Source organism: Frigoribacterium sp. Leaf186, from assembly GCF_001423905.1.
Classification (GTDB): Bacteria; Actinomycetota; Actinomycetes; order Actinomycetales; family Microbacteriaceae; genus Frigoribacterium.
Genome location: NZ_LMPQ01000011.1, coordinates 102,445 through 125,255 on the forward strand (window position 1 = coordinate 102,445; position 22,811 = coordinate 125,255).

Genomic DNA, 22,811 nt, shown 5'->3' on the forward strand with positions numbered 1-22,811 from the left:
GCCCGGTCGAGAGGGTGTGGTCACCAGCTCGACAGAGCACTCGACCGGCCGCCCCGCGGCCCCACGAACGGAGCGAACCATGCTGAAGAACGCCCTCACCACGAAGAAGTCCCTGCTGATCGCCGGAGGCATCGCCGGCGTGCTCGTCCTCGGCGGCGGTGGCGTGGCCGTGGCCTCGGGCCTCGACGACGACCGCGTGTCGACGCAGACCCGCGACCGGGCGCAGGAGGCGGCGCTCGCCGAGACCGGCGGAGGCACCGTCACCGAGGTCGACACCCTGGACGACGGGCTCGTCGGCTACGAGGTCGAGGTCGTGCTGCCCGACGGCCGCGAGGCGAAGGTGCTGCTCGACGGGGACTACGGCGTCACGTCGAGCCGCGTCGACGACGACTCGTCGCGGTCGGTGACGACGCCGGCCCACGGGTCGGACGACGGCTCGTCGTCGGACGACGACTCGTCCGGCCCGTCGGCGACCCCGACGCCCGTGGTCGGCGACGACTCGGCCGGATCGACGCCCACGCCCGTGGCGGTCGACGACGCGTTCGGCTCGGCGGCGACGCCGACCCCCGTGGCGGACGACCACGGCCGCGACCACGATGACGACGACGACGACCACGGCCGCGACGACGACCACTGAGCCGACCCCCGACCGACCCGGCGTCACGACGGGCCGCCACCCGCGAGGGGGCGGCCCGTCCCGGCGTCGTGGGGGAGAACCCCCCGGCCGGGTGGAAGACTCGACCCATGCCCACCTTCTCCGCCGCCCGAGGCGACTTCACCTTCGTCGACGCCGGCGGCGTCACGGTCCACTACTACGTCTGGCGTGCCGCGTCGGCGCGGGGCGTCGTCCAGCTCGCGCACGGCGTCGCCGAGCACGCGCTGCGCTACGAGCGGCTGGCGAACGACCTCGTGCGGGCCGGCTACACGGTCTACGCCGACGACCACCTGGGGCACGGCGAGACCGGCCTCGGCCAGTGGGACGGCGACCACGCGAAGCTCGGGCGGCTCGGGCCGTCGGGCCTCCGCGGCACGATCGCCGAGGTCGTCCAGCTCGCGGGCATCGCCCGCGCCGAGAACCCGGGCCTGCCGCTCGTCGGGCTGGGGCACTCGTGGGGCTCGCTCATGGTGCAGAAGATCGTCGACCGCCGGGCGTCGCTCTTCGACGCCGTCGTGTTGAGCGGCACCGCGTACCGGGTGCCCGGCAGCATGAACGGCGGCGACCTCAACAAGAGGCACGCCCACGAAGGCGGCACCGGGTACGAGTGGCTCAGCCGCGACCGCGACGTGGTCGCGCGCGCCGAGGCCGACCCCCTGATGACCGTCGCGACGGTCGTCGACCTGTTCGGCTACCGCGACGCCCTGCGCCTGTTCGGTCGACCGTCGCGGTCGCTCGACGCCGACCCGCCCGTGTTGATCCTGGTCGGCAGCGACGACACCCTCGGCGGCGAGCAGAGCGCCCGCAAGCTCGCCGACGCCTACGTGAACCGCAGCCGGCTGAGCGAGGTCGAGCTGATCGTCTACGACGGTGCCCGACACGAGGTCTTCAACGAGACCAACCGCGACGAGGTGGTGGCCGACCTGGTGCGATGGCTCGACGAGCGCGTCGGGCAGCGGGCATAGGCTGCCCCCATGCACGGTGAGTACAAGGTCCCAGGCGGAAAGCTCGTGGTCGTCGACCTCGACGTGAGAGAGGGCCGCATCGCCGGGTTCCGGCTCGCGGGCGACTTCTTCCTCGAGCCCGACACGGCGCTCGACGCCATCGACCGGGCGGTCAACGGCCTGCCGGTCGAGTCCGACGCCGCCACCATCACCGCGGCGATCAGGCAGGGCCTGCCGAGCGACGCCGTCCTGCTCGGCTTCACGCCCGAGGCCATCGCCGTGGCCGTCCGCCGCAGCCTCTCGAAGGCCACCGACTGGCGCGACTACGACTGGCAGATCGTGCACGACGCCCCCGTCTCGCCCAACCTCCACCTCGCCCTCGACCAGGTGCTCACCGAAGAGGTCGGCGCCGGTCGGCGTGGACCGACGTTGCGCTTCTGGGAGTGGGACCAGCCCGCCGTCGTGATCGGCAGCTTCCAGTCGCTGAAGAACGAGGTCGACCTCGACGCCGCTTCGGCGCACGGCTTCGAGGTCGTCCGGCGCATCAGCGGTGGCGGCGCCATGTTCATGGATGCCCAGTCGATCGTCACCTACTCGCTCTACGCCCCGGGCGAGCTCGTCCAGGGCATGAGCTTCGCCGACTCGTACGCCTACCTCGACGAGTGGGTCATCACCGCCCTCAAGTCGCTCGGCATCGACGCGTTCTACCAGCCGCTCAACGACATCACGAGCGCCAAGGGCAAGATCGGCGGGGCCGCGCAGAAGCGGCTCGGCAACGGCGCCCTGTTGCACCACGCCACGATGTCGTACGACATGGACGGCGACAAGATGGTGCAGGTGCTGCGCATCGGGCGCGAGAAGATGAGCGACAAGGGCACGACCAGCGCGGCCAAGCGCGTCGACCCGCTGCGCAGCCAGACGGGCTTGCCCCGCGCCGAGATCATCGAGCGCCTGAAGCAGACCTTTACCGGGCTCTACGGGGCGACCGAGGGCCACGTCACCGAGGCCGAGCTCGAGAAGGCCGAGCAGCTCGTCACCTCGAAGTTCGCCACGCCCGAGTGGCTGGCGCGCGTGCCCTGAGGGCGAGACGCTCGCCGACGAGGCGACCCGCGCCTCCTCGGCGGCCAGGCCGTGGTGGGCGGCCGGGCCGCGCTCAGCGGTCGAGCAGCTCGCGGTAGTCGACGTGGTCCTCGACGAAGTCGACCACGAACGGGCAGAGCGGCACGACCCTCAGGTCGGTGTTCGCGCGGACGTCGTCGAGGGCGCCTTGCACGAGCTGCGCGCCGAGGCCGGCCGACCGGCGGCTGGGCTCGATCTCGGTGTGGGTGAAGCGAATCTCGTGGCCGACGACGTCGTAGGCCGCGAAGCCGACGGTCTCGCCGTCCTCGACGAGGGCGTACTGGTTCTGGGTGGGACGGTTCTCTACCTCGGTGGTCATCCCGACACGCTACGCGCCCCCGGTCGCGAATCGGGCACGTGTCGGTGCCCGGCAGGCAGCAGAATGGACGGATGCCCCTCGACTGGACCAGCGCCTCCCCGAGCCTCGTGGTCCACGGCGACAACCTCGACGTGACGGCCCGGCTGCCCGACGGCGGGTTCACGATCGTCTACCTCGACCCTCCGTTCAACACCGGGCGGCAGCAACGGCGCCGGTCTACGACGTCGGTGCGCAGCGCCGAGGACTCCGTCACCTCGGTGACGGGCTTCAAGGGCGTGCAGTACGAGCGCATCCGCGGCGACCTGATGGGCTACGACGACCGGTTCGAGGACTACTGGTCGTTCCTCGAGCCGCGCCTGGCCGAGGCGTGGCGGCTGCTCGCGGCCGACGGCACGCTCTACCTGCACCTCGACTACCGCGAGGCCCACTACGCGAAGGTGCTGCTCGATGCCCTGTTCGGGCGCGACTGCTTCTTGAACGAGATCATCTGGGCCTACGACTACGGCGCGAAGAGTCGCAACCGCTGGCCGACCAAGCACGACACGATCCTGGTCTACGTCAAAGACCCGAAGAGGTACCACTTCGACTCCACGAGCGTCGACCGCGAGCCCTACATGGCGCCGGGCCTCGTGACGCCCGAGAAGGTCGCCCGGGGCAAGCTGCCGACCGACGTGTGGTGGCACACGATCGTCTCGCCGACGGGCCGCGAGAAGACCGGTTACCCGACCCAGAAGCCCGAGGGGGTGCTGCGACGCATCGTGCAGGCGTCCAGTCGCGAGGGCGACTGGGTGCTCGACTTCTTCGCCGGCAGCGGCACGACCGGAGCCGTGGCCGAGGCGCTGGGGCGGCGCTACCTGCTCGTCGACAGCAACGACGAGGCAGTGGACGTCATGCGCAGGCGGTTGCCGTCGGCGCGGGTCGAGTCGATCTGACGGCGTGCAGGCCGGCGGCCGAAACGACGGTCGTGACCGAGCCACGGACGAACGACACGAGCTGCTCGTGCGTGAGGCCCTGCATCTGCTGGGCCGAGAGGCCCGCCGCGGCGCTGCTCATCGGACCACCCCGAGGGCGAGCAGCAGGGCGGCGACCAGGCTGACGCTGGCCCCGGTCGCGGCCGTCGCGATGACGGCGAGCGTCCGCTGGCGGGCGGTGTCGCGCACCTCCGAGAAGGTGCTGCGCGTGGACGGGCGGTCGCTGCGAGCGACGTCGATCGTGGTCATGTCCGGCTCGTCTCCGGCACCCCTGCGGTGCCTGGCTGAACGGTGGTGGTGCTTCTGACGGTCACGACGCCGCCGTGAACCGGCGTCGTGCGGTCAGCCTGTCACGCGACGTCTAGCCGATCTAGTGAGTTCACCAGCTGTTCGCACAGCGGCTAGCGGCAGCCCGCGAGGCCCCCGGGAGGCGCGGGTCAGGAGGTCGCGTCGCCCGCCGCGGTGATCGTGGCCGGCTCGCCCTCGCCGTCGACGTGGTGGTCGTCGATCTCGATCGCGGCCGTCATGCGCTGCAGGAAGCCCACGACGACGGCGGCCTGGTCGGGGTCGAGCGACTCGGCGGTCGAGATCATGCGGGCGTGCATCGCGGCCATCGTGTCGCGCACCTCGGAGTTCGACTCACCGGTGGCGGTCAGCAGCACGCCTCGCTTGTCGGTCGGGTGCGGATGGCGCAGCACGTGCCCGCTCGCCTCGAGCCGGTTGATCAGCACCGAGGTCGAGGCGGAGGTGATCTTCAGCTGCGTCGCCAGTTCTTTCGCACTGACGCTCTCACCCCGACGTTGGGCCCTCAACAAGAACCGCAACGCGGCGAGGTCGGTGTCGTTCATCTTCATCGACTTGCGGGTGCGGGCCCGCATGGCGACCTCGGCGGCACGGTAGGCACGCAGGGTGTTCAGCACGGTGACGCCGCGTTCTTCGGAGCTGCTGCTGTACCAGTAACCGGACGCATCGAAGGGCGCGGCGGTGGCGTGCTGATCGGGCATGGGCCGAGTGTAGCCCATGTCGCTAGGTCGTCTAGCTAGAATCCAGGGGCTGATCGGGCATTTCTCGATCTGTCAACCCCTGTCCGCAGGCGGGGCCGAGTTCTAGGCTCAGAGCGTCCGCCTCGCGTGGGCAGAGGCGTCCCGCCGTGTCGAACGGAGCTTCACGCAGGGATCGATTCGGTGGGGCGTCCCGTGACGAGAAAAGGCCGCACGCCCGGTGGGCATGCGGCCTTCGGTCGTCTCGCCTCCCGCGTGAGCTTCACGGGCAGGGAACGCCGGACGCGAGACGATCCGTTCGGTGCCGAAGCACCGCCGGGAGAACGCTACCCGACACCTGCCGCCTCGCGACACCAGCTCGCGCGCATCCGTCGTCGGCCGGCGACCGGCGGCGACCTGCGGTGACCGCCGGCGACCGGCGCGCGGACCCCGTCGGTGCCCGGCTCAGCGCCCCGGTGCTGCCTCGTCGCGGCGTTCGCCGGCCGGCACGACGTCGATCGACCCCGTGTCGGGTGCGACGTGCGAGCCGGTCCGGGCGGCGGCCGCCTGGGCCGAGAGGGCGGCGTCGGCGGCGACGGCGGCGACGGCGGCACGTGCGTCGTCGGCCGCCTCGTCGATGGCCGACTTCTGCCGCAGCGGCGTGGCCTTGAGGAAGAAGCTCAGCACGAAGGCGACCAGGACGACGGCGAGGGCCACCCAGAACACCGTGACGGCCGCGTTCGCGAAGCCGTCGAGGAACGGTGCGGCCAGTCGCCGGTCGGCCGTGTTGAGGAACGACGTGTTGCCGTCGAGGGCCCCGCTCACCTGCGACGTGTCGCCGCTGCCCGCCGCCTGGTACAGCTTGAGGATCGCCGCGTTGGCCGGGTCGGACAGCACCGACTGGTCGGCGAGGGCCGCCTGGGCGCGGGCCTGCAGGCTCGAGTCGGCGAAGGCCGCCGCGATCGTCTGCGGGATGCGGCTGAAGAGCACCGAGAAGAGCACCGCGGTGCCGAGCGTTCCGCCGATCTGTCGGAAGAACGTCGACGCCGAGGTCGCGACGCCGATGTCGCGTGCACCGACCGAGTTCTGCGAGGCGATGGTCAGCGTCTGCATCAGCTGGCCGAGCCCCAGGCCGACGAGCAGCATGCCGACCATCATGAACCAGTAGGGCTTGTCGAACGAGAGGTTCGTGAACCAGAAGAACCCGGCGACCATGAACGCGGTGCCCGTGATCGGGAAGATCTTGTACTTGCCGGTGCGTGAGATCAGCTGGCCGGCGACGATCGACGAGATCATCAGGCCCGCGATCATCGGCAGCATCTGGAAGCCGCTCTCGGTCGGCGTGGCACCGTTCACGAGCTGCAGGTACAGCGGCACCGTGAGCAGCGCGCCGAACATGCCGAAGCCGACGAGCACGCCGAGCACGGTGGCCATCGAGAAGGTCGCGTTGCGGAAGAGCTTCAGCGGGATCAGGGCGTCGTCGCCCATCGAGCGCTCGATCACCACGAACGCGACGATGCCGACGGCCCCGATCACGTAGCAGGCGAAGGCCCCGGGCGAGCTCCAACCCCAGGTGCGGCCCTGTTCGGCCACGAGCAGCAACGGCACGGCGGCCACGATGACGGCGGCGGCCCCGAACCAGTCGATGCGGACGTTCTCGCGGCGCTTCTGGCCGGGGATGTGCAAGAACCGCACGACGATGAACAGGGCCACGATGCCGATCGGCACGTTGATCAGGAACACCCAGCGCCAGCCGGTGACGAAGAGGATCTGGTCGGCGCCGGCGAACAGCCCACCGACGAGCGGCCCGATGACGCTCGAGATGCCGAACACGGCCAGGAAGTACCCCTGGTACTTGGCGCGTTCACGCGGGGCCAGGATGTCGCCCATGATCGTCAGCGGCAGCGCCATGAGGCCGCCGGCGCCCATGCCCTGGATCGCCCGGAAGATCGCGAGCTGATACATGCTCTCCGAGAAGCCGGCGGCGACCGAACCGAGCAAGAAGATCGAGATGGCGATCAAGAACAGCGGTCGGCGGCCGAAGATGTCGCTGAGCTTGCCGTAGATCGGCGTCGAGATGGTCGACACGATCAGGTAGGCGGTGGTCACCCACGCCTGCAGGCTGAGCCCGTCGAGGTCGTCGGCGATCGTCCGCATCGAGGTGCCGACGATCGTCTGGTCGAGGGCCGAGAGGAACATGCCGGCCATCAGGCCGAAGATGACGTAGAGGATCTGACGGTGGGTCATGAGGCCCTCGCGTTCGGCGGGGGCCGTGGTCGTGGGGGCGGGGACAGCGCTCGACATGGTGTCTTCCGGTCTGGTGAGGAGGGGCGCGACTCGACATTGCGCGGTACGCAAAGTTACTTCACGGGCAAGAATTCGACAAGAAGAGGGATCGTCCGTTCCGCTCTCGCGCGCCGACCCTGCCGCCACCCGTGACTAGGCTCGACGCGATGTCTCGACGCCCCTCCCTGCCGCGCCCCGCGACGACCGTCCTGGCCGTCGTCCTCACGACGGGCCTGCTCGCCGCCTGCTCGGGCGGCGCGCCCGAGCCGAGCTCGAGCCCCGCCCCGAGCACGTCGGCCGCGACCGCGACGCCCACAGCCACCGAGACCCCGACCCCGACCGAGGAGGCGCCTCCCACGTCCCCCACGACACCCGCGTTCGACAAGACGGCCCTGTCGGTCGACGACCCCGCCAGCCTCTGGGTCGTCAGCGACAAGCTGCGTCCGCTCGAGCCGGTCGACTACGCACCCACCGACCTCGTCACGCCCGACGTCGTCCACCAGAACCCGCCCACGCTGCGGGCCGAGCCCGCCGCCGCCGTGGTGGCGATGTTCCAGGCCGGCGAGGCCGAGGGGGCCGGGTCGTTCCAGGTGCAGAGCGCCTACCGCTCGTACGACACCCAGGTCAGCGTCTACGCCGGCTGGGTGCAGCGCCTCGGCCAGGCCCAGGCCGACGCCCAGAGCGCCCGCCCGGGCTTCAGCGAGCACCAGACCGGGCTCGCCCTCGACATCAGCCCGGTGCCGCTGAGCTGCGCGCTGCAGGCGTGCTTCGGTGACACGACCCAGGGGCGGTGGCTGGCGGCGAACGCGTGGCGCTTCGGCTTCTTGCTGCGGTACCCGGCCGACAAGGTCGCCGTGACCGGCTTCACCTACGAGCCCTGGCACTTCCGCTACGTCGGCGTGCCGCTCGCGACTGAGATGCACGACACCGGCGTGACCACGCTCGAGGAGTTCTTCGGCCTGCCCGCCGCCCCCGACTACGCCGGCTGAGGTCTGTCGTGTACAGCCAAAGGGCGCCTGAGGACGATGAGCCCGCCACGGGCTGGCAGTTGATCGTGATCGGACTCGTCTTCATCGCGCTCGGTGTCGGAGCGTTCTTGGCGTTCAGCTACTGGGACTGGCGAGGCAAGATCGAAGGCTTCGCCCTGTTCGGCGTCCCGGTCGGGATCGTGTCGATCGTTTGGGGCATCGGCCGGCTCGCACGTGACGCGGTCCACCGCATGCGGGCACGACCGGACGACGTCTGACCCGCCCGAACGAGACCGGTCGACGACCGAGGTCGCCGGCCGCCCCCGACCACGCCGGCTGACCCACCGAGACCACAAGAAGTCGCCGAGACCCTCGCTCGCGCGTGGGGGTCTCGGCGACTGCCTGGGGTGTGGGCTCCCGGGTCAGGCGCCCAACGCCGCGTCGACGATCGTCTTGGCCTCGGCCTGCACGCGGGCCAGGTGCTCGGGGCCCTCGAACGACTCGGCGTAGATCTTGTAGACGTCCTCGGTGCCGCTCGGGCGCGCGGCGAACCAGGCCTTGTCGGTGACGACCTTGACGCCGCCGACGGCCGCGTCGTTGCCGGGAGCCTTGCTCAGCTTGGCCGTGATGCGGTCGCCCGCCAGCTCGGTCGCCTCGATGGCGTCGCCGTCGAGCTTGCCGAGGCGGGTCTTCTGCTCTTTGGTGGCGGCTGCGTCGACCCGCTGGTACACCGGGTCGCCGAACTTCTCGACCAGCTCGGTGTACAGCTGCGAGGGGGTCTTGCCCGTGACGGCGATGATCTCGCTCGCGAGCAGGGCCAGCAGGATGCCGTCCTTGTCGGTCGTCCAGACGGTGCCGTCCTTGCGCAGGAAGGACGCGCCGGCGCTCTCTTCGCCACCGAAGGCGACCGAGCCGTCGACGAGACCGGGGACGAACCACTTGAACCCGACCGGGACCTCCCACAGGCGACGCCCGTGCGACTCGGCGACCTTGTCGATGATGCTCGACGAGACGAGGGTCTTGCCGATCGCCGCGTCGTCGCGCCACTCGGGGCGGTGCGTGTAGAGGTAGTCGATGGCCACGGCGAGGTAGTGGTTGGGGTTCATCAGGCCGCCGTCGGGCGTGACGATGCCGTGGCGGTCGGCGTCGGCGTCGTTGCCGGTCAGCACGTCGAACTCGTCCTTGCGGTGCACGACGCTGGCCATGGCCGAGGGGCTCGACGGGTCCATGCGGATCTTCTCGTCCCAGTCGAGCGTCATGAAGCGCCAGGTCGGGTCGACGCCGGGGTTCGTGACGGTCAGGTCGAGGCCGTAGACGTCGCGGATGGCGCCCCAGTACTCGACGCTCGCGCCGCCGAGCGGGTCGGCGCCGATCTTCACGCCGGCCGCCTTGATGGCGTCGATGTCGATGATGTTGACGAGGTCGCCCACGTAGCCGCGCAGGAAGTCGTGACGACCGGGGGTGCCGACGCCGCGCTTCACGTCGACGTTGCCGGCGGCGATGATGTCGTTCGCCCGGTTCGCGATCCACGTGGTGGCGTCGCTGTCGGCCGGGCCGCCGTGCGGCGGGTTGTACTTGAAACCGCCGTCACGGGGCGGGTTGTGGCTCGGGGTGACGACGATGCCGTCGGCCTTGTCGGTGTTCGCCGGGTCGTTGTTGTACACCAGGATCGCGTGGCTGAGGGCCGGCGTCGGCACGTAGCCGCCCTCGGCGTCGGCCAGCACCCTGACGTCGTTGCCGGTCAGCACCTCGACCGCCGTGCGCTCGGCCGGGCCGCTCAAGATGTGGGTGTCGCGGCCGATGAACAGCGGGCCGGTGATGCCCTGCCCGGCGCGGTACTCGACGATCGCCTGTGTGATGGCGGCGATGTGGGTCTCGTTGAACGCGGCGTCGAGCGACGAGCCGCGGTGGCCCGAGGTGCCGAAGACGACCTTCTGCTCGATCTTCGTCACGTCGGGGACGAGGTCGTAGTACGCGGCCGAGACCGCTTCGGGGTCGATCAGGTCGCTGGCTTCTGCGGGGGTTCCGGCACGGTCGGTCATGGGGACATCCTGGCACCAGCCGCCGACCTTCGTCGCGGTGCCCCGACGGCTCTCAGTAGGCTCCTCGACATGCCGACCCGCGCCTCCTCGACGACCTACAGCTACCTGGGGCCCGCGGGCACCTTCACCGAGGCCGCGCTGAAGCAGGTCCCCGAGGCCGTCGGCGCCACCTGGAAGAGCGTCAACAACGTCGGAGAGGCGCTCGCCGACGTCGTCTCGGGCGTCAGCACGGCGGCCATGATCGCCATCGAGAACAGCGTCGAGGGCGGCGTCAGCGCCACGCAGGACGCCCTCGCCACGGTGCCGGGCCTGCGCATCGTGGGCGAGTACCTGGTCCGCGTGAACTTCGTGCTCGTCGCCCGACCCGGGACGCGCCTCGAGGAGGTGCGGCTCGTGAACGCGCACCCGGTCGCCTACGCGCAGACCCACCGCTGGCTCGAACGCGCCCTGCCGGGTCACGGGCACCTGCCGGCCTCGTCGAACGTCGCCGCCGCCGCGTCGCTGCTCGAGGCGGGCGGGGCCGGGGGCTCCGCGGACGCCGCGGTCGCGCCTCCCGGCATCACCGACCACCACGACCTCGAGGTGCTCGCCCGCGAGATCGGCGACAACGACCAGGCCGTGACGCGCTTCGTGCTCGTCAGTCGCACCGTGCCCGTGCCGCCGGCGACCGGGGCCGACAAGACCAGCCTGATCGTCGAGCTGCCGACCGACGGCTCGGGCGCGCTGGTCGACATGCTCGAGCAGTTCGCGACGCGCGGCATCAACCTGAGCCTGATCCAGTCGCGACCGATCGGCGACGCCCTCGGCAGGTACCGGTTCGTCATCGACCTCGAGGGGCACGTGCTCGACGAGCGCGTCGCCGACGCGCTGCTCGGGCTCAAGCGGTTCAGCCCGGCCGTGACCTTCTTGGGCTCGTACCCCCGCGCCGACGGCACCCCGGTCGAGGTCTCGCCCCGGTACGACGACGAGGCGTTCGTCGACGCCCGCGACTGGCTGCGGGGACTGATCAGCGGGCTGCGCTGACGCACGGACGCCCCCCTCCCGCGACCCGCACGGCGGATCGACGGAAGGGGGGCGTCGTGGGGTGACCCAGGTGGGTCAGGAGTCGGCCGGCACGCGGACGGTCAGCCCACCCGGGTCGACCACCGCGCGCAGGGCGACGGCCTTGCCGACCGAGTCACCGTCGATCTCGAAGTCCTGGGGGGAGTCGAGGCGCAGGACGAGCTTCTTGCCCTTGTTGTAGCGCAGGGTGCGCACCTCACGGCTGTTGGCGGCGAGGATGCGACGGCCGACCTGGGTGCGGCGCAGGATGCCGTTCTCCCACACGATCTTGACCCAGATCTGCACCCAGCCGAAGAAGCCCTCGGGGCGCAGGGCGACGATGTCGAAGATGCCGTCGTCGACCGCGGCGTCGGGCAGCAGCATGATGTTCGCCGGCAAGAGCCCGCAGTTGCCGACGATGATCGTGTGGGCGCGCATCGACTTGCGGCCCTGGTCGTCGAGCTCGTAGCGGACGTCGATCTTGTTGTCGTCGCGCAGGGCGCGGGCGATGGCGTCGACGTAGGCGAGCCAGCCGACCCGCTTCTTGAGGTCGTCGTTGGTGTTCGCGAGCATCTTGGCGTCGAGGCCGACGCCGGCCATGACGACGAACGCCTTGGTCTCGCGCGAACCGTCTTCACGCTCGATGTCGACGACGCCGAGGTCGATGTCGCGGTCGCGACCGCTGAAGGCCGTCGCGATCGAGTCGTCGAGGTTGTCGAGCGACAGCTCGAGGTTGCGCGCCAGCAGGTTGCCGGTGCCCGAGGGCAGCAGGGCCAGCGACGCGTCGGTGCCCTGCAGGGCCTCGGCCACCGCGCGGACGGTGCCGTCGCCGCCGGCCGCGATGACCATGTCGGCACCGTCGGCCAGGGCCTGCTTCGTGACCTCGCCGCCCGGGTCTTCTTTGCTGGTCTCGTAGTACTTGGTGGGGGCCCAGTCGTTCGAGAACTCGTGGCGCTCGACGGCCGTCTTGATCGCGTCGAGGTCGACCTTGATCGGGTTGTAGACGACCGCGGCGGTCTGGCGAGCCGTCTCGGGCTCGGGCGCCGAGGCGCGCTCGGCGGGGGCAGGGGAGGTGGCGGTCATGGGGCGAGCGTATTGGACGCGACCCGGCGAGGTAACGGGATGGCGAAGGCTCTGTGCAGAACGTCGGCCGGGCGGGTGCCGTTGCCTAGGATGGGCGGGTGATCGATCCCCAGTTGCTTCGTGAATCCCCCGACCTCGTCAAGCAGAGCCAACGGGCCCGGGGCGACTCCGAGTCGCTCGTCGACGACGCCGTGGCGGCCGACCAGGCCCGCCGGGCCGCCATCGCCTCGTTCGAGGAGCTGCGGGCCGAGCAGAACGCCTTCGGCAAGACCGTCGCGAAGGCGCCGAAAGACGAGAAGAAGGCGCTCGTCGCGCAGGCGCAGCAGCTCGCCGCCCGCGTGAAGGAGGCGCAGGTCGCCTCGAACGAGGCCGATGCGGCTTTCGACACGGCCGCGCGCGGCATCGGCAACGTCATCGTCGACGGCGTGCCGGCCGGTGGCGAAGCGGACTTCGTGACGCTCCGCGAGCACGGCACCCGCCCCTCCTTCGATTTCGAGCCGCTCGACCACGCCGACCTCGGCGAGAAGCTCGGCGCGATCGACATCAAGCGCGGCACCAAGGTGTCGGGCTCACGCTTCTACTTCTTGCGCGGCATCGGCGCCCGCCTCGAGCTCGGCCTGATGAACATGGCGCTCGACCTCGCGCTGGCGAACGACTTCACGCCCCTGATCACCCCGACGCTGGTGCGACCCGAGGTCATGGCGGGCACGGGGTTCTTGGGGTCGCACGCTGACGAGGTCTACCACCTGCCCGCCGACGACCTCTACCTCACGGGCACGAGCGAGGTCGCGCTCGCCGGGTACCACTCCGACGAGATCCTCGACGTCGAGGCCGGCCCGATCCGCTACGCCGGCTGGTCGACCTGCTACCGCCGCGAGGCCGGGGCCGCCGGCAAGGACAACCGGGGCATCCTGCGGGTGCACCAGTTCAACAAGCTCGAGATGTTCAGCTACGTGCACCCCGACCAGGCCGAGGCCGAGCACGACGCGCTCGTCGGGTTCCAAGAGACCATGATGCAGGCGCTCGGCCTCAGCTACCGCGTCATCGACGTCGCGGCCGGCGACCTCGGCTCGAGTGCCGCCCGCAAGTTCGACATCGAGGCCTGGGTGCCGACGCAGGGCACCTACCGCGAGCTGAGCAGCACGTCGAACTGCACCACGTACCAGGCCCGCCGCCTCGACACCCGCTACCGCACCGAGAGCGGCAAGACCGCCCCCGTCGCCACCCTGAACGGCACCCTGGCCACGACGCGCTGGCTCGTCGCGATCCTCGAGACGCACCAGCGGGCCGACGGCTCGGTCGTCGTGCCCGAGGCGCTGCGAGGCCACCTCGGCGGCCTCGAGGTCATCGAGCCGGTCGCATGAGCCAGGCCGCCGCCACCCAGCCCGACGGCGAGCCCGTGTCGGCCGCCGACCGGTGGCTCGTCGCACTCGACGTCGACGGCACGATCATGCCCGAAGACGGGTCGATCTCCGAGGGCGTGCTCGGTGAGATCACGCGCCTGCACGACGAGGGCCACCAGGTCATGATCGCGACCGGGCGGTCGGTGTCGATGACGCTGCCCGTCATGGAGCGCCTCGGCCTCGTGTCCGACTACGTCGTCTGCGCGAACGGCGCCATCACCCTGGGGCGCGACGAGTCGGCGCCGTCCGGCTACCGCCGCGTGCACGTCGAGGAGTTCGACCCGACCCAGGTGCTGTCGACGATCCGCGAGGCCCTGGCCGACGCCGGTGCCGGCTACGCCGTCGAGGACCAAGAAGGGCTGCTGCGCTACTGTGGCACGTTCCCGGCCGCGGCGGCGGCCCTGAACGCCGAGCAGGTCGAGTTCGACGACCTCGTCGGGCGCCCCGCCACCCGGGTGGTCGTGGTCTCGCCCGACCACGACACCGAGGACTTCCTCTCGGTCGTCGAGCGCATGGGGCTGCAACACGTCAACTACAACGTCGGCTGGACGGCGTGGCTCGACATCGCCCCCGACGGCGTCACCAAGGCGACGGCGCTCGAGCGCGTGCGGCAATGGCTCGACGTGCCGCGTTCGCAGGTGCTGGCCGCGGGCGACGGGCGCAACGACATCGACATGCTGCGCTGGGCCGCCGCCGAGGGGCGCGGCGTGGCCATGGGGCAGGCACCCGACGACGTCGTGGCCGCGGCCGGCGAGAAGACGGCGAGCGACCTCGACGACGGTCTCGCCGAGGTGCTCGCCACGCTCTGAGCGGCCGGTGCTGCCGAGTTGCTAGGCTCGGCCCCGGTTGTCGGGTGCACGCACCCCGCCACGGGATGGACACGACGCCACGCTTAAACGTGGCGCGTTGCCCACATCGTGGCGGCGTAGCTCGCCAGGCCACCGGGAGGGCTGTCCGAGCGGCCGATGGAGCTTGTCTTGAAAACAAGTGGGCAGAGATGTCTCGTGGGTTCGAATCCCACGCCCTCCGCCGGACGGGCCGCGCCCTCGGCGCGGCGAGGTGAGGCCGGGGGCCTGCGCCGCGCCTCCCGGGGTGGGGCCGTCAGGCCTTGGCGGCGGCGTAGGTCGAGAAGGCCTCGCCGATCAGCGTGCTGAGCTCGCGCCAGGTGGTGTCGTCGACCGAGACGGGGGAGTCGCCGTCGACGAAGCCGGCGTGCTTGTGCAGCACGTCCGAGCCGACGGCGGGCAGGACGAAGAAGTCGCGGGTCCAGTCGTCGGTGTCGCCGATGACGGGGGAGCGGTACCAGTCGAGGTAGGCGTCGAAGACGTCGTTGCGTTCGTCGCCCTTGAGCCAGGTCTCGACCGAGTCCCGCCACGCGTCTCGGTTGGTCTCGCCGTTCATGTGGTCCTCCGGGGGCCGGTGCGTGCGGGAGCGTCCGCGACCGCCGGTCCAGTGTCCCAGGTCGGTCGCCGCGAGGGCCGCGCGTGCCCCCCGAAGGGGAACGCTCCGTCCCCCCGAACAGGGACTGAACGCGGTCGCGGCCTCGTGTTGCACTGTTCGAGCCTTCCGATGCGGCCTCGCACCGGCCGGCACCCCGGGCGGGCCGAACACCGCCCGGGCCCTCGACTCCAGGACCGACACCCATGACCCACATGACCCCGACGACCCGCGCCGCCGTCGTCATCGGCGTCGCCGTCGCCCTGACGGCCGGCCTCGCGGCCGCCCCGTCGCCTGCCCGTGCCGCCCCGGTCGACCCGCACGCGAACTCGGTCGCGACGTCGCCCGCGCCCGTGGCCCCGGCCCCGGCCCCGGCCACGTCCGGCGCGACCGCCCGCTCGCCCAAGTCCGCCGAGCGCGCGATCGCCACGTTCGTCTCGCTGGGCGCGACCCGCTCGCCCGACCCCGCGTCGTCGGCAGCCCCCGCCGTGACGCCGCAGACCATCCGGACGACGCCCACCACGAAGCTCTTCGCGGGCGGCCTCTCGGTCGACCCCGCCGGCGAGGCGGCGCGCACCGCGACCACGTTGTCGTCGCAGGGCCGGACCGCCGAGGCCGCGGCTGCCCGCACCATCGCGCAACAGCCGGTCGCCACCTGGCTCGGCAGCTGGCTCGACGACGCCCAACTGGTCAAGAAGATCGACGGCACGATCGCCACCGCCGAGAAGGTCGGCAAGACGCCGGTCTTCGTCACGTACAACATCCCCAACCGCGACTGCGGCAGCCACTCGGCGGGCGGATCGGCCGACAACGCGGGCTACCTCCGGTGGAACGCCCTCGTCGCCTCCCGCCTGGCCGGGCACCGTGTCGCCGTCGTGGTCGAGCCCGACGCCCTGTCGCTCATCAGCAACTGCCCCGAGCAGACCGGCGGCCGCGAGGCCACGATCGCCTCCGCCGTCGCGACCCTGGCCGACGCCGGGGTGCCGGCGTACATCGACGCGGGCAACTCGAACTGGGTGCCGCCGCAGACCATGGCCGCCCGGCTCAAGGCCGCCGGCGTCGACCGGGCGCGGGGCTTCGCGACCAACGTCTCGAACTACTACCCCGTCGAGGCCGAGCGCGCCTACGCCGAGAAGGTGTCGCAGGCCACGGGAGGCGCACGCTACGTGATCGACACGTCACGCAACGGTCGCGGCTGGAAGGGCACCTGGTGCAACGCGCCCGGGGCCGGCCTGGGGGTGGCCCCGTCGGTGCAGAGCGGCACGACCAGGCTCGACGCCCTGCTCTGGATCAAGACGCCCGGGGCGAGCGACGGTCAGTGCAACGGAGGCCCGGCGGCGGGCAAGTGGTTCGCGTCCTACGCCGTCCAGCTCGTCGCCAACCGTGCCGCGGGTTGAGCCACGGCGGCGGTCCAGGACCGTCTGCGTAGAATCCTTGTCTGCCCGTACACCGAACGGCGCCGTCCTGCCCACTCGATCCTCGAGACCCAGTCAGTCCCGTCGATCAGGGTGGGTGCCCGGCGCCCTCGATGACCGAGAGGACACCGCGTGAGCGACCTTCGCGACCGATCCGGCCGCGGCCGCCGAGCCGCCAGGCCCGTCGAGGCCTCGTTCCGGCGTCGACCCGCCCCCTCGACGACGGGCGTCGCCCGTCACGGGCGACTCCAGCGCGGAGGGGCGGTGCGGGCGGTCACGAAGGTGGTCGCGGCGTCGGTGGCCGTCCTGCTCGTGAGCGGCGCCTCGGTCGGAGCCATCGCGGCGTACCAGGTGCGCAGCGACCTCGGAACGGGTGTCGAGCTGCAGGCGGCCCAGGGTGAGACCACCAAGCCCGCACCCCCGTCGATCAGCGAGTACGAGGGCGGGTTCAACATCCTCGTCGTCGGCACCGACAACGACGCCGACCAAGACCAGGGTGCCTTCGGCACGCGCGACGCCACCCTCAACGACGTCAACATCCTGCTGCACGTCTCGGCCGACCACAGCAACGCGACCGCCGTCAGCATCCCGCGCGACATGGTCGTGCCGATCCCCTCGTGCGCGAAGGAGGACGGCTCGGGGTACTACTCGGCCATGGCGGCCCGGCCCATCAACGAGGCGTACTCGTACGGCGGCCTGAGCTGCGTCGTCTCGACCGTGTCGTCCCTGACCGGCCTCGACATCCCGTTCGCCGGGATGATCTCGTTCAACGGCGTCATCGAGATGTCGAACGCCATCGGCGGCGTCCCGGTCTGTGCGGCCACCCCCATCACCGACCGCTACACGGGCCTCGACATCCCCGCCGGGGAGTCGGTCCTCTCGGGGGCCGACGCCCTGGCCTTCCTCCGCACCCGGCACGGCGTCGGCGACGGCTCCGACCTCGGCCGCATCAGCAGCCAGCAGGTCTACCTCTCGTCGTTGCTGCGGACGGTCAAGAGCGCCGACACCCTGAGCAACCCGACGAAGCTGTACTCGTTGGCCCGCGCGGCGGCGAGCAACATGACCCTCTCCGACCGCCTCACCAAGATCGACACGATGGTGCAGATCGGCCTCGCGTTGCGCGACCTGCCGCTCGACGACGTCAACTTCGTGCAGTACCCCGGCACGACGGACGGGACGGGCGTCTACGCCGGCAAGGTGCAGCCCGACACGGCCGTCGCGAACCAGCTGTTCGACGCCATCGCCAACGACGTGCCGTTCTCGATCCCCGAGGGCAGCACCGGCATCGGCTCCGAGAGCACGGCCCCGGCCGCGACCGAGGCGCCGTCGGCGACGACGCCGCCCGCCACGGACGACCCGAGTGCTCCGACCGACACGGCGGCTCCGGCCGACACGGCGGCTCCGACCGATCCGGGCACCGGGGCGCAGACCTCTGCCCCCACGACCGAGGTGATCGAGGGGCTGACCGGCCAGACGGCCGCCGACCAGACCTGCTCGGTGGCGTTCGGCTCGAAGTAGGCCCCCGTTGGGGGAGTCGCCCCGGCGAGTAACCAGCTCGCCGGGACGACCGGTGACCTCAAGCGGCGGCCCGAACGCGCACGCATGAGAACCCCGCAGTGCCGGGATCAGGGGTTCGGCACCGAGGGGGGTGTGGAGGCCGGCGACGATGCCGGCGACGAGCCCCTCGGACGCCACCGTTCGGGTGCGGCGTTCGATCGTGGGGCACGTGACGCGGCGACCGTCGGAGGGCGTGTTCGGCAAGGGTGAACGGGCCCGTGCTGTCAGGCCCCGGCCCCTCGGCCGTCGTCGGCGTCAGGGGTACTCTACGTGTCGGCACAAATGCCGACAACCCGATCGCACCCCTCGGGGCGGGTGGGGCGAGGGTGGTTCTGTCGCCGCCCGCCTCGGTTCGGCATCTGGCCCGAGGGCCGCTATGCTCTTACCTGCGCGTTCGCTCGCGAGCCGCATGGAGCCGTCGCATAGTTCGGCCTAGTGCACCACCCTGCTAAGGTGGAGTTCCCTTTGTGGGAACCGTGGGTTCAAATCCCACCGGCTCCGCGGAAAGCCACGTCGGTCCTCTCTCTCGCCAGAGATGTTCCGGGGTGGCTTTTCTTCTGCCCTCCCGCGGGCGCACCGACGTCCCCCGGTGTGGTGCTCTCCCAGACGCCTGCGGCGTAGCGTGATCCGCGACGACGAGTCGTCACGAGCGCAGGAGGACCCCGGGTGAAACGCATCCACTACACCGACGAGTACATGGTCACCGGCGACACGATCGCGGCGGCCGTCGTCGAGTACGCGCGAGCGCTGGCGATGAAGAACAAGTCCGACATGGTCGACCTGCCGGGCATGGACCGCACCGGCGTGCACCAGAGGTTCCAGATCCTGCTCGGCCCGGCCAGCCAGATGCTCGTCTCCGAAGAGCAGACCGACGAGGCCGAGATCGACGATGCCGGCCTGGTCGACGACATCGAGGCACGCATCCAACGCCTGCGGGGCGCCGAGCCGCAGTCCGGCGATCCCGCCGACGGCATCCCCCTCGACTCCGACGAGTTCTGATCGACGACGAGTTCTGATCGACGACGGGTTCTGATCGCCGACAGGCGTCGTCCGCGTGTCGCGAGGCGACACCTGTCGTCGAGACCCTTGTCAAGGGCCCGCCGAGTGGGGCCGGACCGACTAGCGTCGGCACGATGACCCCCACCGCGCCTCCCGACCCGACCGAGCCCGTGGTCCCGGTCACCCTGGGAGGCGCCGGCCCGGTGGTCGGGACGGCCACCGCCCTCGTCGTCGACCGGTTGCGAACGCGCCCGGCACCGTCGGTGACCGACGCGCTCGACCTCGCGGTCGAGCTCGGCCGGCACGGTGCGTTGCCCGGACTCGGGTCGACCGCCGACCTCTGGCAGGCCCTCGCCACCCTCGCGGCCCACGACCTCGGCGCCGCCCGGGCCGCGGAGCCGCACCTCGACGCGCTCGCCATCCTCGACCAGCACGCCGGGGACGCCCCGGCAGAGACCACAGCGACCAGTGACGGCGGCGGCGTCCACTCGCCCCTCCCCTCGCGGGCCCGCGCCGAGGACTCCTTCACGTGGGGAGTGTTCGCCGCCGAGGGGCCCGGCGTCCGTCTCGCCGCCGAGCCCCGGCCGGGCACGGGCTCCGAGCCCGACGGCGCCGCCCCCGCCTGGTCCCTCTCGGGCACGAAGCCCTGGTGCTCGCTCGCGGGCACCGTCGACGGCGCCCTGGTCACCGCCTGGGTCGGCGACGACCGTCGCCTCTTCTCGGTCGACCTCCGCCAGCCCCGGGTCGTCGTCGAGTCCGACGCCTGGCACGCCAGGGGCCTGGTCGAGATCCCGTCCGGCCCGGTCTCGTTCGACGACGTCGAGGCGCTCGAGGTCGGTGCGCCGGGCTGGTACCTCGAGCGGCCCGGGTTCTCGTGGGGCGGCATCGGCGTCGCCGCGTGCTGGTACGGCGGCGCGGTCGGAGTGGCCCGCACGCTGCTCGCCGCGGCGGTGACCGCCTCGGGTCGCACGTCGGGGCGCCCGGCCGACCCGCACCTCCTGCAGGCCCTCGGCCTCGTCGACACGCGGCTGGCCGACGCTCGTCGCGCGCTGGTCGAGGCGGCCGACCTCGTCGACGCCGGCGAGGCGACCGGCGACGCGGGGCGCCTGCTCGCGAAGCGCGTCCGCGGCACCGTCGCCCACGCCTGCGACGAGGTGCTCGCCCGGGCGTCGCGCGCCCTGGGCCCCGCGCCGCTCGCCACCGACGCGGCCCACGCCAAGCGCGTCGCCGACCTCGAGCTGTACCTGCGCCAGCACCACGGCGAACGGGACGACGCGTCACTCGGCCAGACGGTGCTGCGGGACGCCATGACGGACGGGCGCCCCGCGTGGTGACCTTCGACGGTCGCGCGCCGGGCACCCCGGTCGAGACCTGGGAGGCCGACCCGCGCCTCCTCGCCCTGCCGCCGCTCGACGGCGCCGTCGACCCGGCCACGGTGTCGCGACTGGTCGTGCTGGCCGCCCACCCCGACGACGAGACGCTCGGCGCGGGCGGCCTCATCGCCGACGCGGCGGCACGCGGGCTGCCGGTGACCGTCGTCGTCGTCACCGACGGCGCCGCCTCGCACCCCGGGTCGACCACCGGTGCCGAGAGCCTCGTCGCGACGCGGGCCGAGGAGGCGCGGGTGGCGGTCGGCCTGCTGGGTCACGACGTCGAGCTGGTCCGGTGGGCCGTGCCCGACGGGGCCGTGCGCGAGGCCCGCGCCGAGATCACCGAGCGGCTGCGGCCCCTGCTGCCCGGGCCGGGCGGCGTGCTCGTCGCCCCCTGGAGCGGCGACGGCCACCGCGACCACCGGGTGCTCGGCGAGATCGCCGAAGAACTCGTCGGCGAGCTGGTCGCCGAGGCCGGCGCCGCCGCGCCCCGGCTGCTGCAGTACCCGATCTGGCTCTGGCACTGGGGTTCGCCGGACCACCCGGACGTGCCCTGGGCGTCGATGAGGCTCCTGCCGCTCGACGCCGCCGCCGACGCGGCGAAGCGGTCGGCCCTCGCGGCCTACGCCTCGCAACGCCGCCCCCTGTCGGCCGCGCCCGAGGACGCGGCGGTGCTGCACCCGGTGTTCGAGCGGCACTTCGCCCGCGGGCGCGAGGTGTTCGTCGTCGACGAGCCGGGGTCTGCGGGCCCGTCCGGGCCGACGGCCGCGACCGAGGCCACCTTCGACCGGACGCACGCCCGCCGGGCGGACCCCTGGCGCGTCACCACACGCTGGTACGAACGACGCAAGCGCGCCCTGACCATCGCGTCGCTGCCGCGAGAACGCTACGGTCGCGTGCTCGAGGTCGGTTGCTCGATCGGCGTGCTGACCGGCGACCTGGCCCCGGCCGCCGACCGCCTGCTGGCCCTCGACGTGTCGTCGGTCGCCGTCCAGGCCGCCCGCGAACGACTCGCGAACCTGCCGCACGTCGCGGTGGAGCAGGCCGACGCCGCCGTGGACTACCCGGCGGGAGCCTTCGACCTCGTCGTCCTCAGCGAGGTGGGCTACTACCTGGGCCCCGACGCGTTCGGACGACTGGTCGACTCGATCGTCGACGGGCTCGCCGACGGCGGCGACGTCGTGGCCTGCCACTGGCTGCAGCCCGAGGGGGACTTCCGCCAGAGCGCGGACGACGTCCACGCCCGGCTGGGGGCCGACCCGCGCCTCCACCGGGTCTCGCACCACGTCGAGGACGACTTCGTGCTCGACGTGTTCTCGCGCGACCCGCGGTCCGTCGCCCAGCGGACGGGGCTGCGATGAGCGACACGCCCGGCGGTGCCGTGCCCGTCCGCGCCGTCGCGGTCGTCGTGCCCGCGCACGACGAGGAGGAGCTCGTCTCGCGCGCCCTCGACGGCGTCGAGCGCGCCCGTCGACACACGGCCCGGACGCATCCGGAGGCGCGGGTCGTCGTCGTCCTCGTGGCCGACGCCTGCACCGACGGCACGGTCGCGGCCGCCCGGGCGCACGCCGGCGTGAGCGTCGTCGAGATCGACGCCCGCGGCGTCGGCGTCGCCCGGGCCGTCGGGGTCGACGCAGCCCTGGCCGCCCTCGGGGTGGAGTCCGGCGCGCCGCAGGCGGACGCCCTGCCCCAAGACGCCCTGCCTCGAGACGCCCTGCCCGGAGACGAGCTGCCGGCTGACGCCCTGCCCCTCGACGCCGTCTGGCTCGCCTGCACGGACGCCGACTCGGTCGTCCCGGTCGGCTGGATCGACGACCAGCTCGACCGCGCCGCCGCCGGAGCCGACGTCGTGATCGGCACCGTGCGCCCCGACTTCGCCGACCTCTCGCCCCGCCAGATCGCGGCGTGGACGGGTCGGCACACGCCGGGCCGACCGAACGGTCACGTGCACGGCGCCAACCTCGGCGTGCGGGCCTCGTCGTACACGGCCGTCGGGGGGTTCGCCCCCGTCGACCTGCACGAGGACAACGACCTCGTCGACCGGCTGCGCGCCGCGGGTGCGACGCTCGTCGCCTCGGACGTCGGCGAGGTGCTGACCTCGGGTCGGCGCGACGGACGCACCTCGGGCGGTTACGCGGGCTACCTCGCCGTCGACCTGCTCGCCTGACGGGGCCGACCCGCGCCTCCTGACGGTGCCACCGCCGCGTCGGCGTGGCCGCGGG

At 72.1% G+C, this 22,811-nt stretch carries 21 protein-coding genes, 2 tRNA genes and 1 pseudogene; 17 read left to right on the forward strand and 7 right to left on the reverse strand.

Annotation, left to right across the window (positions count from 1 at the left end):
- The first annotated feature begins 79 nt into the window (after nt 1–79).
- The 3 genes from ASG05_RS12095 (at nt 80) to ASG05_RS12105 (ending at nt 2,679) form a co-directional block, all read left to right on the forward strand.
- On the forward strand, nt 80–637 hold the full coding sequence (locus ASG05_RS12095; RefSeq protein WP_056261099.1) for a PepSY domain-containing protein: 558 nt from the start codon (nt 80–82) through the stop codon (nt 635–637).
- A 107-nt stretch (nt 638–744) separates the two neighbouring features.
- Nucleotides 745–1,620 (forward strand): alpha/beta hydrolase, encoded by an 876-nt coding sequence (locus ASG05_RS12100; protein WP_056261103.1) that lies wholly within the window; start codon nt 745–747, stop codon nt 1,618–1,620.
- 9 nt (nt 1,621–1,629) lie between these two features.
- Entirely contained in the window at nt 1,630–2,679 is a 1,050-nt protein-coding gene (locus tag ASG05_RS12105) for a biotin/lipoate A/B protein ligase family protein (RefSeq protein ID WP_056261106.1), read from the forward strand.
- Between the two features lie 73 nt (nt 2,680–2,752).
- On the opposite strand, the gene ASG05_RS12110 is transcribed toward ASG05_RS12105, so the two are convergent.
- On the reverse strand, nt 2,753–3,037 hold the full coding sequence (locus ASG05_RS12110; protein WP_056261111.1) for a GNAT family N-acetyltransferase: 285 nt from the start codon (nt 3,035–3,037) through the stop codon (nt 2,753–2,755).
- A gap of 71 nt (nt 3,038–3,108) precedes the next feature.
- On the opposite strand from ASG05_RS12110, the gene ASG05_RS12115 reads away from it, so the two are divergent.
- Entirely contained in the window at nt 3,109–3,969 is an 861-nt protein-coding gene (locus tag ASG05_RS12115) for a site-specific DNA-methyltransferase (protein ID WP_056261116.1), read from the forward strand.
- Nucleotides 3,970–4,086: 117 nt separating this feature from the next.
- On the opposite strand, the gene ASG05_RS16420 is transcribed toward ASG05_RS12115, so the two are convergent.
- The 3 genes from ASG05_RS16420 to ASG05_RS12125 all read right to left on the reverse strand — a co-directional run bounded on the left by ASG05_RS16420 (nt 4,087) and on the right by ASG05_RS12125 (nt 7,292).
- Nucleotides 4,087–4,257, reverse strand: coding sequence for a hypothetical protein (locus ASG05_RS16420; RefSeq protein ID WP_157490217.1), 171 nt, complete (start codon nt 4,255–4,257; stop codon nt 4,087–4,089).
- Between the two features lie 188 nt (nt 4,258–4,445).
- A complete protein-coding gene (locus ASG05_RS12120) occupies nt 4,446–5,012 on the reverse strand; it encodes a MarR family winged helix-turn-helix transcriptional regulator (RefSeq protein ID WP_056261120.1) in 567 nt (188 codons plus the stop codon).
- Nucleotides 5,013–5,453: 441 nt separating this feature from the next.
- On the reverse strand, nt 5,454–7,292 hold the full coding sequence (locus ASG05_RS12125) for an MDR family MFS transporter (protein WP_157490218.1): 1,839 nt from the start codon (nt 7,290–7,292) through the stop codon (nt 5,454–5,456).
- Nucleotides 7,293–7,822: 530 nt separating this feature from the next.
- Between ASG05_RS12125 and ASG05_RS17055 the strand changes: the two are divergent.
- A pseudogene (locus tag ASG05_RS17055) lies at nt 7,823–8,179 on the forward strand (M15 family metallopeptidase); the annotation flags it as partial.
- 92 nt (nt 8,180–8,271) lie between these two features.
- The gene (locus ASG05_RS12135; RefSeq protein ID WP_157490219.1) at nt 8,272–8,520 is read left to right on the forward strand and encodes a hypothetical protein; all 249 of its coding nucleotides are present in this window, start codon (nt 8,272–8,274) and stop codon (nt 8,518–8,520) included.
- 144 nt (nt 8,521–8,664) lie between these two features.
- Here the strand turns inward: ASG05_RS12135 and pgm are convergent, their stop codons facing one another.
- A complete protein-coding gene (pgm, locus tag ASG05_RS12140) occupies nt 8,665–10,284 on the reverse strand; it encodes a phosphoglucomutase (alpha-D-glucose-1,6-bisphosphate-dependent) (RefSeq protein ID WP_056261129.1) in 1,620 nt (539 codons plus the stop codon).
- A gap of 69 nt (nt 10,285–10,353) precedes the next feature.
- Here pgm and pheA point away from each other — a divergent pair, with 69 nt between their 5' ends.
- Nucleotides 10,354–11,307 (forward strand): prephenate dehydratase, encoded by a 954-nt coding sequence (gene pheA / locus ASG05_RS12145; RefSeq protein WP_056261133.1) that lies wholly within the window; start codon nt 10,354–10,356, stop codon nt 11,305–11,307.
- A gap of 75 nt (nt 11,308–11,382) precedes the next feature.
- On the opposite strand, the gene ASG05_RS12150 is transcribed toward pheA, so the two are convergent.
- Nucleotides 11,383–12,408: a diacylglycerol kinase family protein gene (locus ASG05_RS12150; protein ID WP_056261136.1), complete on the reverse strand. Its 1,026-nt coding sequence runs from the start codon at nt 12,406–12,408 to the stop codon at nt 11,383–11,385.
- 98 nt (nt 12,409–12,506) lie between these two features.
- Between ASG05_RS12150 and serS the strand changes: the two genes are divergently transcribed.
- The 3 genes from serS to ASG05_RS12165 all read left to right on the forward strand — a co-directional run bounded on the left by serS (nt 12,507) and on the right by ASG05_RS12165 (nt 14,840).
- Nucleotides 12,507–13,772 carry a serine--tRNA ligase gene (gene serS, locus ASG05_RS12155; protein ID WP_056261140.1) on the forward strand — a complete coding sequence of 422 codons (1,266 nt, stop codon included), beginning with the start codon at nt 12,507–12,509 and terminating at the stop codon, nt 13,770–13,772.
- Nucleotides 13,769–14,620: an HAD family hydrolase gene (locus tag ASG05_RS12160; protein WP_200936843.1), complete on the forward strand. Its 852-nt coding sequence runs from the start codon at nt 13,769–13,771 to the stop codon at nt 14,618–14,620. The genes serS and ASG05_RS12160 overlap by 4 nt, the downstream gene beginning before the upstream one ends.
- Before the next feature lie 135 nt (nt 14,621–14,755).
- Nucleotides 14,756–14,840: transfer RNA gene (locus tag ASG05_RS12165), tRNA-Ser, on the forward strand.
- A 72-nt stretch (nt 14,841–14,912) separates the two neighbouring features.
- Here ASG05_RS12165 and ASG05_RS12170 read toward each other — a convergent pair.
- Nucleotides 14,913–15,212, reverse strand: a complete 300-nt coding sequence (locus ASG05_RS12170; protein ID WP_056261143.1) for a hypothetical protein — start codon at nt 15,210–15,212, stop codon at nt 14,913–14,915.
- Nucleotides 15,213–15,454: 242 nt separating this feature from the next.
- Between ASG05_RS12170 and ASG05_RS12175 the strand changes: the two genes are divergently transcribed.
- The 7 genes from ASG05_RS12175 to ASG05_RS12205 all read left to right on the forward strand — a co-directional run bounded on the left by ASG05_RS12175 (nt 15,455) and on the right by ASG05_RS12205 (nt 22,756).
- Nucleotides 15,455–16,645 carry a glycoside hydrolase family 6 protein gene (locus tag ASG05_RS12175; protein ID WP_056261146.1) on the forward strand — a complete coding sequence of 397 codons (1,191 nt, stop codon included), beginning with the start codon at nt 15,455–15,457 and terminating at the stop codon, nt 16,643–16,645.
- Nucleotides 16,646–16,795: 150 nt separating this feature from the next.
- Nucleotides 16,796–18,181, forward strand: a complete 1,386-nt coding sequence (locus tag ASG05_RS12180) for an LCP family protein (protein WP_056261149.1) — start codon at nt 16,796–16,798, stop codon at nt 18,179–18,181.
- 450 nt (nt 18,182–18,631) lie between these two features.
- Nucleotides 18,632–18,721, forward strand: a tRNA-Ser gene (locus ASG05_RS12185).
- A gap of 165 nt (nt 18,722–18,886) precedes the next feature.
- Nucleotides 18,887–19,219, forward strand: coding sequence for a hypothetical protein (locus tag ASG05_RS12190; RefSeq protein ID WP_056261151.1), 333 nt, complete (start codon nt 18,887–18,889; stop codon nt 19,217–19,219).
- 134 nt (nt 19,220–19,353) lie between these two features.
- Nucleotides 19,354–20,553 carry an acyl-CoA dehydrogenase family protein gene (locus tag ASG05_RS16620; protein ID WP_056261155.1) on the forward strand — a complete coding sequence of 400 codons (1,200 nt, stop codon included), beginning with the start codon at nt 19,354–19,356 and terminating at the stop codon, nt 20,551–20,553.
- Nucleotides 20,547–21,950, forward strand: a complete 1,404-nt coding sequence (locus ASG05_RS16625; protein WP_056261159.1) for a bifunctional PIG-L family deacetylase/class I SAM-dependent methyltransferase — start codon at nt 20,547–20,549, stop codon at nt 21,948–21,950. The genes ASG05_RS16620 and ASG05_RS16625 overlap by 7 nt, the downstream gene beginning before the upstream one ends.
- On the forward strand, nt 21,947–22,756 hold the full coding sequence (locus ASG05_RS12205; RefSeq protein WP_056261161.1) for a glycosyltransferase family 2 protein: 810 nt from the start codon (nt 21,947–21,949) through the stop codon (nt 22,754–22,756). The genes ASG05_RS16625 and ASG05_RS12205 overlap by 4 nt, the downstream gene beginning before the upstream one ends.
- Nucleotides 22,757–22,811: the final 55 nt, after the last annotated feature.